This is a genomic window from Leifsonia psychrotolerans, assembly GCF_013410665.1.
In the GTDB taxonomy this organism is placed as follows: domain Bacteria; phylum Actinomycetota; class Actinomycetes; order Actinomycetales; family Microbacteriaceae; genus Cryobacterium; species Cryobacterium psychrotolerans_A.
The window spans coordinates 2986684-2999298 of record NZ_JACCFM010000001.1 but is presented as its reverse complement, the minus strand read 5'-3'; the positions used below and the strand labels follow the sequence as shown (position 1 = coordinate 2999298).

Below are 12615 nucleotides of genomic sequence, written 5' to 3'. Positions count from 1 at the left end.
GTGCAGTCGCGCGCGACACTCCCCGCCGACGCCTCGAATGGCGTCAGGGGGCGTGAAGGTGTTAGCATTTCCAAGTTCGCGCGAGTGGCGGAATTGGCAGACGCGCTGGCTTCAGGTGCCAGTGCTCGAAAGGGCGTGGGGGTTCAAGTCCCCCCTCGCGCACGCGAATATGAGTTGGCGCCAACCAACTCACACAAAAGGCCCCCGAGCAATCGGGGGCCTTTTGCTGTGGCGCACGCGCGAGCGGGCGGCATCCGTCTCTAACGGTTCCAACGGTCGCGTGGTGTGAGGTGGCGCAAATGACCCTTCCACGAGCTCGCGAAGGGTCATTTGCGCGACCTCACCGGCACGGACAACGAATGCACGGGCTTTGAGACTGGCTTACGGGGTTTGAGGCGGCTCTGGCGGGCCTCCTCAATCAACGGGGCAGGAGGAGAAGTGGCGTGCTACAGCCACTTGTTCTTTCTGAAGATGCCCCAGAGGACCGTGCCACTCAGCACCATCGCGCCCACCGCCATCGGGTAGCCGAACTCCCAGTGCAACTCGGGCATGTTGTCGAAGTTCATTCCGTAGACGGTGCCGATGAGAGTGGGGCCGAACAGGATTGCGGCCCAACTCGAGATCTTCTTGACCTCTTCATTCTGCGCCAGACTCGTTTCGGAGAGCCGCTTGGTCTCTTCGTTCTGCTCAAGGCTCGCCTCAGACAGAAGGCGCATCTCTTCGTTCTGCCGCTGCGAGGTGAGGGTCGAGTGCACGGTGAGCGCATTTTGGAGCAGCATCCGAAAGTTGTCGGCGTGCTCATTGATACGCAACACGTGGTCGAGCACGTCGCGCAGCGACCGCTGCAGCTCTTCGTCGACGTTGTACTTGCTCGAACCGCGACGTAGCGCCTCGAGGATGCCGACCAGCGGGCGCACCGCCCGCTGGAAGGCGGTGACCTCGCCCAGGAGCGAGTAGATGCGCCGGCTGACCTCGGTGTCGCCACCGAAAAGCTGGTCTTCGATCTCGTCGATATCGTTCTCGATACCCGTGATGACGGGGCTGTACTGGTCGACGACCTCGTCCATGATCGCGTAGAGCACGGCTTCCGGGCCAAGCCTCAGAAGCTCGGGGTTCGACTCCATACGCCGACGGACCGAGACGAGGTCGGGGGATTCGGCGTGCCGAACCGTGATCACAAAGCCGGGGCCGACAAACACATGCAGCTCGCCGAACTCGACCTCTTCCTCTTTATCGACGTAGCGGGCCGGCCGCAGCACGACGAAGAGGGTGTCGCCGTAGCGTTCGGCCTTCGCCCGCTGGTGCCCCTTCAAGGCGTCTTCGACGGCGAGCGGATGCAACCCAAACTCCTCGGCGAGGGAATGCAACACCTCCGCACTCGGCCGGTACAGGCCGATCCAGGCCATCCCCTCGCTGTCGCGCGTTGCGGCGTACGTGGATTCCAGGGTGTTGGGGTTTTCGGTGCGCTGTCCGTTGACGTAGACGCCGTTATCGATGATGGTCATGCTGATTCCTGCCGGCGGCGGGCCTTCGTCGAGGAAGGCGCGTCCTGTCTGGGCAACAAGGCCAGGCCCTGTTGTGGCGAATGGTGACTGCTGCGCACGCTGACCGCGGGCAGCAACCACGCCCAAGACAGAGGCTGGTTACGCTGCCGCTCGTACAGCTGCGCAGGGACTATGACTGGCCATGGCCATTCACCTACCCTTCGATCGATCAGACCCTCGATGCGCGAGGAAGACGTTGAACAGGATAACCCGACACATGGACGATTCCTCAACCCAGGCGCTGGAGCGCATCCGTCGTCTCGGTCAGAGCGAGTGGGGAATCGCTCTCGGATGCACGCTCCTTGTGCACGCGCACCAGCACGACACCCGTCAGAATCAGGGCACCACCGACGAATTGAATGGCCACGGGAATCTCGCCGAGAAGCAGCCAGGCGATGATCACGGCAAACAGCACTTCGGTCAGGCCCAGAAATGACGCGAGGCGGCTCCCGAGCCGCGAGGCGCCGGCGATGCCGAGCAGGTATCCGGCAATTGTCGACATTCCCAAAATCACCGCAGCGGGAACCAACCACGACACGCTCGTGCCGAGGAATGCCACCTCGCCGAACGTGGCACGCAGGGGAGTGAGTCCGACTACGGCGAGCAGCACCAGCGCAATCGAAGCCACAATCATGGCACCCGCGGCCAGCACGATCGGCGGCAACTCCTTGTCGGCCCGTGCCGAAATGACGTAGTAGATGCAGGAACCGAATGAGGCCAGCAGTGCCCAAGCCACGCCGATCATGCTCGGCGTCACGTCGCCCGTGAGGTTGAGCACGAGCACCAATCCGACGAGAGCAACGATCGCGCCGACGATCGTGAATGCCCCCGGGTGACGGCGGGAGCGCGCCCAGAAGAACAACACCAGAAAGACCGGCGAGAGATACTCAATCAAAATGGCGATGCTCACCGACATGTGCTCGATGGCGCTGTAGAAGGCCAACTGGCAGGCGAGCACCGCGAAGATTCCATAGGCGAGGATCATCCCGGCGTTGCGGCGCAGCAGCGCCCACCTCCCGCGGAGCGCCAGGATGGCGGGAATGACAAGTACGACGGCCGCACCGGCCGTGCGCCAGAGCACGGCGGCCGACGGCGACCAGCCCGCCTCGAGCAGCGTGGCGACGAACGGGCCGCTCATGCCAAACGACGCAGCCGCGATGAGCGAGAGGGTGACGCCGGAACCGAGGCGGATTTCGCCCACACGGCTGGTTGACACGGGACTCCTCCTTCGGCTGCGGAACCCGCTTCGAGAATGGCTCCATGCAGAACGAGGCATACAGTGGTTTGTCACGAGTCACGTGGGTTATGCTCATGACACTATCCGGAGTAAGGTCAGGAGTCAACGTGCTGTTCACTCATGACGTCGAAGCGGCACTGCACTCGACGGCCGCGTTGGTGAACACGTTGCCGGCGCTGTCTGACTCGGGCCGCGACGAACTGGACTCACTTGAGAAACTCGATTCGTTCTATCGACGACATGGCTTCACGGGTGCTCACTCGCAGACCCCCGAGGGCCTCACTGCCGTGCGCGCAATTCGGGAACCGCTGCACGCGCTCTGGACTACCACCGATGACGAACGCGTCGCCGAGCTGATCAACGGGATCCTCACCGCGACGAGCGCCCTGCCGCAGCTGGTGCGTCACGATGCGACCGGCTGGCACTTGCATGCAACGAGCGCCGAGCGGCAATTCGCCGACCGCATCCTGGTGGAAGCGGCAATGGCCTGGGTCGACGTGATTCGCACCGGGGAGCGCGAACGCATGCGCATCTGTGCCGCCGCCGACTGCGAGGCCGTGCTGGTCGACGTCTCTCGCAACCGGTCGAAACGCTATTGCGATGTGAGCAATTGCGGAAACCGGGCGAACGTTGCCGCGTATCGTGCGCGACGAAAGCCTGAAGATCTACAGATAAAGACGCTTTCTCAGCCGAAGTGAAGCGGAGCATCCGTACTCTGAAGCGTGACTTTCGATCCTTCGGACGCGCCGGGGCAGCCCGATCAGGGCACGCGTCGACGCAAGCGCCCCTCTGCTGGGCGGCTTGTGCTGCGCTGGGGGGCCGTGTTGGTGATCGTCGCGGTGCTCGTGACCGGTGGCTATGTTTTCTACAATTACCAGCACTTTGTCTCGGGAATCACCCACATTGACGCCATCACGCATAAGAATGCGCCGAAGACGGATGCCGATGGCTCCGACCAGAACATTCTGCTCGTGGGTGACGATCACCGGCCCGCCGGCGCCACCGATGCGCAGCTGGCGCAGCTGGGAACCCAGCAAGACGGCGGCGGCACAAACACCGACACCATGATGGTGCTGCACGTGCCGGCCAACGGCAAGAAGGCCACCCTGATTTCTTTCCCGCGTGACTCCTGGGTCGACATCCCAGGATTTGGCCAGGACAAACTGAACGCGGCGTTCGCGCTCGGCAGCGAGAACGGTGGCGGTGACGCCGGCGGAGCCCAACTGCTGATCCAGACGATCCAGAACGTCTCGGGGCTGACCATCGACCACTTCGTGCGGGTTTCGATGCTCGGCTTCTACAACATTGTGCAGGCACTCGGTCCGGTACAGGTCTGTCTTAATGAGGCCGTTAATGACCCGTATTCGACGGTGAACCTGCCCGCCGGTGTGTCGACACTGAATGCGCAGCAGGCCCTGGCCTTCGTGCGCCAACGGCACGGCCTGCCGAACGGCGACCTCGACCGTGAGGTGCGCCAGCAGTATTTTCTGTCGGTGGAAGCCCGCCAGATTCTCTCGGCTGGAACGCTCCTGAACCCGATGAAGCTGCAAAACGTGCTTGACGCGGTGAGTTCGTCGATTGAGACCGATCCTGGACTCAACCTGCTCGACCTCGCTCTGCAGATGCATGGGCTGAGCGCCGATAACATCACGACGGCCACGATCCCGACGTTGGGAACCCCCACCATTACCGTCGACGGACAGGATGTATCGATTGTCGAGATCGACACGGCGGCAATGCCTGACTTCATCGCTCGCGTGATCGGCCCGTCGTCGGCGTACACGACGGCGAAAGCGGCATCCGTGACGGATGTGACCGTGACCGTGCTGAACGGCGGCGAGACGGATGGCGCAGCCACCGCTGGCACGGCAAGGCTGGCCGGGCTCGGCTTTAAGACGGGCGTGGCCGGGTCGGCTGACACCACGACCACAACGACGATCGAATACCCGGTCGGGCAGGAATCTCAGGCGAAGGCGCTGGCCGCGTACGTGCCCGGCGCTCTGGTGCTGGCGTCGGCGTCGGTGACGGGCGTCACGTTGGTGCTCGGCACCGACGGCCTCCAGATCGCCACCCCGAGCAGTCCGGCCCCCGGCGATACTCCATCAATCACGAGCTCATCAGGGGAAACCTCGACTGATTCGGCGCCGCCGGCCGAGTCTCCAACACCGACATCCGCCCCAGCGCCCAACGACCCGGCTCAGAGTTTTGCGGCGGGTGCCTGCATCAACTGATGCTGCCAGTTGTGGTGGCGAGTTTCCCTGCTGCGGTCGAGTTGCTCCGGCGTGCCGGTCGAACTCGACCGGAACGGGCGAGGTCGGCGAGGAATCGGGCCGCACACCGCGACGGAAGGTCGGCCCACCGCGCTAACATGAGCAAATGTCAACTCATGCGAATGACTACGACGCGGCACTGACTCGGGCCCGCACCCACGCGCTAGAGTGGCTCGACTCGGTGCCCATCCGCCCGGTGGGGCCTCGACTGAGTGCCGACGATCTGCTCGCCGGATTTGCGGCACCGTTGCCCGAGCAACCGACTGACCCGGTTACGGTCATTGACGAGCTCGCCGCACTGGCCGAGCCCGGCCTGATGGCCATGCAATCCGGCCGCTTCTTTGGCTGGGTGGTTGGGGGCACACTGCCCGCTGCATTGGGTGCCGACTGGCTGGTCAGCGCGTGGGATCAGAACGCCGGAATGCGTCTGGCGACCCCCGCTACCGCCGCCGCCGAGGAAGCCGCGGCCGGCTGGCTGCTTGACCTTCTCGGCCTGCCGCCCGGCTCCGATGTCGGTTTCACGACCGGGGCGACCATGGCAAACTTCGTCGGTTTGGCCGCGGCCCGGCATGAGCAGCTGGCCCGCGTCGGCTGGGATCTGGCGCAGAACGGGCTGTGTGGGGCCCCGCGCATCCGGGTGTATGTCGGGGCCGAACGGCACGACGTGATCGATCTGACCCTGCGCTATCTCGGCCTCGGCGCCCCGATCGTCGTTGATGTCGATGCGCAGGGGCGCATTTTGCCCGATACTTTGGCGGCCGCAATGGATGCCACTGGCACCGCGGGCTCCCCGGCCATCGTGTGCCTGCAGGCCGGCAACCTGCACTCGGGCGCATTCGACCCGATGCGCGCCGCGATCGAGGTCGCGCACGGCCGTGGAGCCTGGGCGCACGTTGACGGTGCATTCGGGTTGTGGGCGGCGGTGAGCCCACGCTTTCGGCAGCAGCTCGATGGCCTCGCCACCGCGGATTCCTGGGCGACCGACGGGCACAAAACACTCAACGTGCCCTACGACTGCGGTATGGCGATCGTGGCCCGGCCCGCGAGCGTGCGCGGCACTTTCGGCGTGCACACCAGCTATCTTCCGACGGATGACGCGGGGCCCGGTGACCCGTTCGAGCGGGTGCCCGAGCTCTCGCGGCGTGCCCGCGGCGTGCCGGTATGGGCGGCCCTGCGTAGTCTCGGTCGCGCGGGTGCCATCGATCTGGTCGAGCGGTTGGCGACTCACGCGCGCACCCTTGCCGAGGGGTTTGACCGCATTCCCGGAGCCGAGGTGCTGAATGAGGTTGATTTCACTCAGGTCTGTGTGAGTTTCGGCGATGATGCGCGCACTCAGCAGGTGACGGCCCGGGTGCTGGCCGACGGCGTCACCTGGATGTCAGGCTCGCGCTGGCATGACCGGGCCGTGCTGCGGGTGTCGGTGAGTAATTGGGCGACGGATGCTGACGATCTGGCACAGTCGCTCGCGTCCGTCGAGCGCGCAGCGGCGCTCTAATTGCGGGAGCGCAAAGCCGCAGACATTCGAACTACAACCGTGTAGTTGTCCACATGCTGTGGAAAGTCGCGCGCCCTGGCATCCCTTGAATTGACGGGGTTTTCAGGGTTTTCCACAGCCCCATGCACAGGAGATTCCACAGAGTTGTCCACAGGCTGTGGGAAGTTGTGTGGGGTGTGCTGGAGCGCCGCGGCATGGCGGCACAGATCGTGAGGGGAGAGGCTGCGACCCGGGGCGACGAACTCACTGATTGCGCCGCCCGGGGTCGGCCATATCCCCTGGGAGTTTCCCCTCGGCAAACCTATCAGGCACCTAGTACACCGCTGGCTGACCCTGGTTTTGACGCCGTCTAGGGTCGATCGAGGTGTGGGCGGTGCCGCTGACGCGTGGGGTCAGCCGGGCGCGGGCGGTGGCGAAGCTGGTGGGGAGGTCGGGGGTGAGGTTCGCCATCGGGTTACTCCTGGTTCTAGCCGAGGTTGCCCGGGTCTCGGGATCGTGCACCGAAGGCGACTGACATTCGAACTACAGGCGTGTAGTTATGCACATGTTAATAACTGGTTATCCACCGGTTAACGAGGGTTTTCCCAGTTTCTCACAGCTGTTTCCACAGAGTTATCCACAGGTGGAAAAGCTGTGGGTAACTTCGCGTGACCGCGCAAACCCAACCCGTGACGGCCGGGTGAGGGACGAATTTCGGGGCGAGGTGGGCTACCAGCGGTTCTGGACGTGTTCGGCCCAGCCCTCGAGGCCGTCGACACTGAGCACGGTGCCGTCGGTGAGCGTCACGCTGCCGGAATAGTGCCCGAAACACTGATGAGTGTTCGAGCTAACGACGAACGCGTTGGTCTGGGCAACCCGCTCATAATACGGAGTGAACGTGACGTCGACGCCGTCGCCGGTCATGCGCCACGGCGCCATGTAGTTCGACTGGTCGTACTGCCAGTCGAGCTCGGCGCTGATCTTATGCAGCGTGCCGTTGATGACGATTGAGTTCTCCGTCGAGCCGGAGCCATCGGTCCACTTGCCGCCGATCTGTAAGCCGACCACCCGGCCGTCGACGACGCCGCAGCCGGCACCCCAATTCCAGGTCATGCGGTAGGGCCAACGGCCGCGGCCGTGATCGAGAACCGCCCAGGACTCGGCGCGCGGAACCTCAAATTCCTGGCCGTCAACGGTGATCGTGCCGCGAACGCGCAACGCGACATCCTTCACGGTGTACTGGAATAGACGATAGGTCCACGGTACGACGACCCCGAGAGCCTGGTGTTCGGCGTCGCGCTCGGTCACGAGGTTGATGGTGACCCGATCGGTCTTGGCCTGAATGCTGGTGCCCCCGTCGACTTCGTCGATGTCAATATCCAGGGTCTTCGTGCGTGCCGTCGCGGGGCCGCCGCGCAGAGTGCCGGGCAGGGTGACAGCACCGGAGAACGGGGTGACCGACGTTTCGTCGATTCCAGTCAGGGTCGAGCGGTCGAGCACCCAGACGGCGTTGACCGATGCATAGTCGATCGACGAGACAGTGATGCCGATCAGGTGGGTCGGGGTGATAAAGCCCCAATATTCCCAGCGCTTGTTGCGCCCCCAGCCATACCAGCCGCGCCCGATGCGGTCGGTGTTGTGCCAGGGGTAGCTGGTCCAGCCGATTGCGTCGCGATTGAGCTTTCCGCCAGGAAGGCAGAGGTCGACAGGCGCAATGATCTCGTGTTCGGCCACCGTGTGCATCCTCTTACCCTACGGGGATGGGGGATTCGCGGGGATGAGGTAAGGAGGCGAATAAGCTGGTGTTCGTCTGTGCGGGCAGTGACTCGTGCGGCCTACCTGCCGATCACTGTCGACGGCCGAGGAGAAGAGTAGCGAGTGTTTGATTTCTTTGAGGGCCGCGAGCTGGTGCGCCCGGCCGTCACAATGGCCGAGGCCCAGACCATTGCCACCGACCTGTTCGGCCTCGTCGGGCCGACGACGGTGACCGAACTGGGCAGCCAGCAGGACCGTAACTTTCGCATCGATCACACGGATGTCGATGGTGTCACGAGCTATCTGCTCAAGGTCGACAACGCGTTGTTCTCGGAACAAGAACTCTCCGCACAGGGGGCTGCGATGGAGCACCTGGCCGGCTCGGGACTGCGCATTCCGACCCCGATTGCCGGGGTCGACGGTCGCACCCGACAGTATTTTGCGTCGCCGACAGGCCCGCTGCCGGTGCGCATGTTCAGTTTCTTGCACGGCGGCTCGCTCGCGGAGGTGAAGCACTTCGACACGAGCGTGATCGGTGAGCTCGGAGAGATTTCGGCGACCGTCGCTCGGGCGCTTGCGACGTTTCCCGTCGACGGCCTGGACCGCACCCTGCAATGGGATCTGCGGAACGCGCACCGCGTCATCCGTCACCTGATCGGCAGCGTGCCGGATGCCGCCCGGAGCGCCACACTCAGCGGCATCGCGGCCGAGGCGGCCGAACGCGTGGCGCGGGTGGCCGGTGCGCTGCGGGTGCAGCCGATTCACGGAGATGTCACCGACGACAACGTGATTTGTGCCCGGCAGTCGAACGGGCGGCTGATGCCCGACGGTGTGATCGACTTCGGCGACCTCGGCCTGGGTTGGCTCGTGGCCGAACTCGCGGTGACGACGGCATCGGTGCTGCATCACGTTCCCGACGAGCCGTTTGCCGTGTTCGAGGTGGTACGCCGATTCAACGAGGTGCTGCCGCTGACCGACGAAGAGATCGCGGTGATCTGGCCGCTCGTGGTGCTGCGCGGCGCGGTGCTGGTCGTGAGTGGGGAGCACCAGACGAGCATCGAGGCCGGAAATTCATATGCCGAAGAACGCATGGGCCTGGAATGGGAGGTGTTCGCGGCGGCCAGCCGGATCGGTTGGGACGAGGCCGAGGCAATGATTCGGTGGGCGATCGGGCGTCCTACCGCTGAGCGCAGTGCCGCTGAGCCCGCTGCTGGCGCTTCGCTCATTCGCGGGTTGCGAGCGGAGGCCGTGGAAGTGCTCGATCTCGGCACCACGAGCCCAATGCTGAACGACGGTCGCTGGCTCGATGCCGACGTGGAATGGGCGCTGGCACTCGGAGCGCTGGATGCCCACGGGTCGCCGGACCCCGTCATCGTCGCGCCGTACGGCCAGTATCGGCTGACCCGCAGCACGCCAGATCTACAGACAGAGCCCGCAACCTTCAGCCTGATCGCCGAGCTCTTTCTGACGGCCGGTAGTGAGCTGTGCGCTCCGATGGCGGGTGAGATCGTGCGGGTCGTCGGCGACGAAGTCGTGCTGGGCCTGATGCCGGGTCGTCACGGCCAGGAACTCGTCGTGTCGGGGATTTCGGTTTCGGCGAGCCTTGCCTCGGGGGGCGCTACCGTCGCGGCGGGCACGACACTGGGCCAGGTGAACCCGGTCGGCTCCCACCGAACCCGGCGGGGCGAGGCCGTCGGTCGCGTGCGTGCTCAACTCCGCTCCGTGCCGGATCTTTCTGCTCCCGACTTTGTCACGCCGACCCGGGCACCGGCCTGGGTGAGCCTCACGGCGGATCCGGCCGCGCTGATCGGCCTGGCGCCCGCGGACACGACACGCGGCGCGGCATCCGTCGGCCCAACGCCGGATTCGACGCGGGCACCAGTTCTCGACGACCCGCAGAACGAAGTGGACAGGCGCGCCCGCATCTTCGCGGCCGCGCAGGAGCGCTACTACGAGCATCCGCCACAGATCGAGCGCGGCTGGAAGCAGCACCTGATCGCGACCGACGGCCGCTGCTACCTCGACATGGTCAACAATGTCGCGGGCATCGGGCACGCCCACCCGCAACTGTCGCGCGCGGTGTTCGAACAGATGCAGTTGCTCAACACCAACTCGCGTTTTCTGTATCGGGCACTGGCCGACCTGAGTGAGCGGCTGGTCGAGCTGGCTCCCGACCCGTCGCTCGATACCGTTTTGCTCGTGAACAGCGGCAGTGAGGCCGTCGATTTGGCGCTGCGGTTGGCGCGCATTCACACCGGACGCTCCACCGTCGTGGCACTGCGCGAGGCCTATCACGGCTGGACCATGGCCTCGGATGCCGTCACCACGTCCGCCTACGACAACCCGTACGCCCTGGCGAACCGGCCGGACTGGGTGGTCGTCGCCGACGTGCCGAACACCTATCGCGGTGCGCATCGGGGCGCGGATGCCGGTGCTCGCTACCGCGACGATTTCACCGCTCAGCTCGAGGCGCTGGGCGAACGGCAGGCCGATCTGGCCGCGTTCATCTGCGAGCCCGTGCTCGGAAACGCCGGCGGTGTGATGTTGCCCGACGGCTATCTGGCCGGGGTCTACTCCGATGTGCGGGAGCGCGGCGGGCTGTGCATCGCCGACGAGGTGCAGGTCGGCTACGGCCGGCTCGGCACGCATTTTTGGGGCGTCGAGCAGCAGGGCGTCGTGCCCGACATCATCACGATCGCCAAGGCGATGGGCAATTCGTACCCGATCGGGGCAGTGCTGACGCGGAAGGATATCGCCGAATCGCTCGCCCGGGAGGGCAACTTCTTCTCCTCGGCCGGCGGCAGCCCGGTCGGGTCTGTCGCGGGGCTGGCCGTGCTCAACGTCATGCGCGATGAGGGGCTGCAAGAGAACGCGCGGGTGGTGGGTGCGCATCTGGTGAGCAGGGTTCAGAACCTGATGGAGCGGCATCCGCTCATCGGAGCCGTGCACGGCCTCGGACTTTACCTGGGCATCGAACTCGTGCGTGATCGCGTGAGTCTCGAGCCGGCCGACGCCGAGACGGCGGCGATCTGCGAGCGGATGCGCCAGCGCGGCGTGATCGTGCAGCCCACGTCGGAGCGGCAGAACGTGCTCAAGGTGAAGCCGCCGCTGTGTCTGACGCTGGCCAGTGCCGACTTCTTTGTGGACCAGCTCGACGAGGTGCTGAGCAGCGGCTGGTAGGTGTTCGGTTGGCTCTGCCGCTGAGACGGTGCGGCAGTTTCGGCTGTGAGGTCGCGCAAATTGCCCTTCGATTGGTCAGGGAAGGGTCATCTGCGCGACCTCACGCAGCACCACACGACTCTACTCCGCGGGCTCAGTGTCGCGTTGCAGCTCGTCGAAGGTGGGAACCTTCATGTCAGTGATGCCGGCGCCGATTTCGCTGCCGCCGGTGCCGGGGATCTCCTCGGCCGACACGACGGCTTCCTCAGGCTTGTCCGGGTTGTAATAGACGACGCGATCCGGCATCCGTTTCAGTGCTGATTCGAGCACGCCGATGCTGACTTGCTCGCCGCGCACTTGGTGGTCTGTGCCGTCGACGGTGAACTCGTAGATGACGAATCGTTTGGTGCGGGTCTTGCCTGATTCTTTGACTTTCTCAATGTCGATGGGATGTCCGGCTTCGGTCACTCCGTACGAGACGATGCGGTCCTGCGACGCATCGTCAAGCATTCCGGGAACGATGGCGGCCGCCCCAACCCCCACAATCACCACTGCGACAATGCCGCCGCTGATGAGTTTCGACTTCAAGCTTTTCTTCTTCGGTTCAGAATTCACAGTGCTCATATTCGGGTTTAGAAGGGCAGTGGGGCGGTGAACTTGCCCGGGCTGCCGATGGTGATCGGCTCTGCGTTCCAGGCCGCCGTGAGGCGCTCGGTGATCTCAAGCTGCAGGGCGGCAGATGCCGCGTCACGGTCGGCATCGACCGCTTCAGCGTCAAGATTCAGTTCTTCCCAGACCACGAAATCGATGCCGAGCGCGTCGTGACGGCCGGACATCACGGGCAGAAGCACGATGCCCGGCAGGAGCACCGTCTCCTCCTCGGCGGGGTGTGCCGAGAGTGGGCCGATGTCGCGGCCGGTGCGCGTCACAATGCAGGCGACAACGGGAGTCGTGAAGTTCTCTGTTGCAACGCGGGGATTGCGGGACGTCGCAACGATTCCGCGCAGAGTTCCTGCCGCAGATGCGGTCGCCCCGGCGGGAAGTCCGTGAAAGACGAGACCAGGGCTCGGCGGAAACTTCTCCATGGTTTGTAGGAATCGTTCGAACGGATTGGTGGGTTGCGGAGTGCTCATCATGGCCTCAAGTGTTGTATCGGTGGGAGCACGCGCGTGGCGT

The 12615-nt window shown here is 64.7% G+C and carries 9 protein-coding genes and 1 tRNA gene; 5 read left to right on the top strand and 5 right to left on the bottom strand.

Features of this window, described 5'->3' with window-relative positions; all coding sequences use genetic code 11:
• Positions 1–78: 78 nt before the first annotated feature.
• Positions 79–162 (top strand) — tRNA-Leu (locus tag HNR05_RS13695).
• A gap of 284 nt (positions 163–446) precedes the next feature.
• Here HNR05_RS13695 and HNR05_RS13690 read toward each other — a convergent pair.
• Both HNR05_RS13690 and HNR05_RS13685 read right to left on the bottom strand, forming a co-directional pair.
• Positions 447–1505 carry a magnesium and cobalt transport protein CorA gene (locus HNR05_RS13690; protein ID WP_179579651.1) on the bottom strand — a complete coding sequence of 353 codons (1059 nt, stop codon included), beginning with the start codon at positions 1503–1505 and terminating at the stop codon, positions 447–449.
• 268 nt (positions 1506–1773) lie between these two features.
• Complete coding sequence (locus HNR05_RS13685; protein WP_179579650.1) at positions 1774–2760, bottom strand: EamA family transporter; 987 nt, start codon at positions 2758–2760, stop codon at positions 1774–1776.
• Between the two features lie 128 nt (positions 2761–2888).
• On the opposite strand from HNR05_RS13685, the gene HNR05_RS13680 reads away from it, so the two are divergent.
• The 3 genes from HNR05_RS13680 (at position 2889) to HNR05_RS13670 (ending at position 6546) form a co-directional block, all read left to right on the top strand.
• Positions 2889–3479: a CGNR zinc finger domain-containing protein gene (locus HNR05_RS13680; protein WP_179579649.1), complete on the top strand. Its 591-nt coding sequence runs from the start codon at positions 2889–2891 to the stop codon at positions 3477–3479.
• A 24-nt stretch (positions 3480–3503) separates the two neighbouring features.
• Positions 3504–5012 carry an LCP family glycopolymer transferase gene (locus tag HNR05_RS13675; RefSeq protein ID WP_179579648.1) on the top strand — a complete coding sequence of 503 codons (1509 nt, stop codon included), beginning with the start codon at positions 3504–3506 and terminating at the stop codon, positions 5010–5012.
• 145 nt (positions 5013–5157) lie between these two features.
• Positions 5158–6546 carry a pyridoxal phosphate-dependent decarboxylase family protein gene (locus HNR05_RS13670; RefSeq protein ID WP_179579647.1) on the top strand — a complete coding sequence of 463 codons (1389 nt, stop codon included), beginning with the start codon at positions 5158–5160 and terminating at the stop codon, positions 6544–6546.
• A 708-nt stretch (positions 6547–7254) separates the two neighbouring features.
• On the opposite strand, the gene HNR05_RS13665 is transcribed toward HNR05_RS13670, so the two are convergent.
• Positions 7255–8268, bottom strand: coding sequence for a DUF2804 domain-containing protein (locus tag HNR05_RS13665; RefSeq protein WP_179579646.1), 1014 nt, complete (start codon positions 8266–8268; stop codon positions 7255–7257).
• A gap of 135 nt (positions 8269–8403) precedes the next feature.
• On the opposite strand from HNR05_RS13665, the gene HNR05_RS13660 reads away from it, so the two are divergent.
• Positions 8404–11460: an aminotransferase gene (locus tag HNR05_RS13660; RefSeq protein ID WP_343062600.1), complete on the top strand. Its 3057-nt coding sequence runs from the start codon at positions 8404–8406 to the stop codon at positions 11458–11460.
• A 120-nt stretch (positions 11461–11580) separates the two neighbouring features.
• Here the strand turns inward: HNR05_RS13660 and HNR05_RS13655 are convergent, their stop codons facing one another.
• Positions 11581–12027 (bottom strand): DUF3592 domain-containing protein, encoded by a 447-nt coding sequence (locus HNR05_RS13655; protein WP_179579645.1) that lies wholly within the window; start codon positions 12025–12027, stop codon positions 11581–11583.
• Positions 12028–12071: 44 nt separating this feature from the next.
• Complete coding sequence (locus HNR05_RS13650; RefSeq protein ID WP_179579644.1) at positions 12072–12575, bottom strand: hypothetical protein; 504 nt, start codon at positions 12573–12575, stop codon at positions 12072–12074.
• Between the last annotated feature and the right edge of the window lie 40 nt (positions 12576–12615).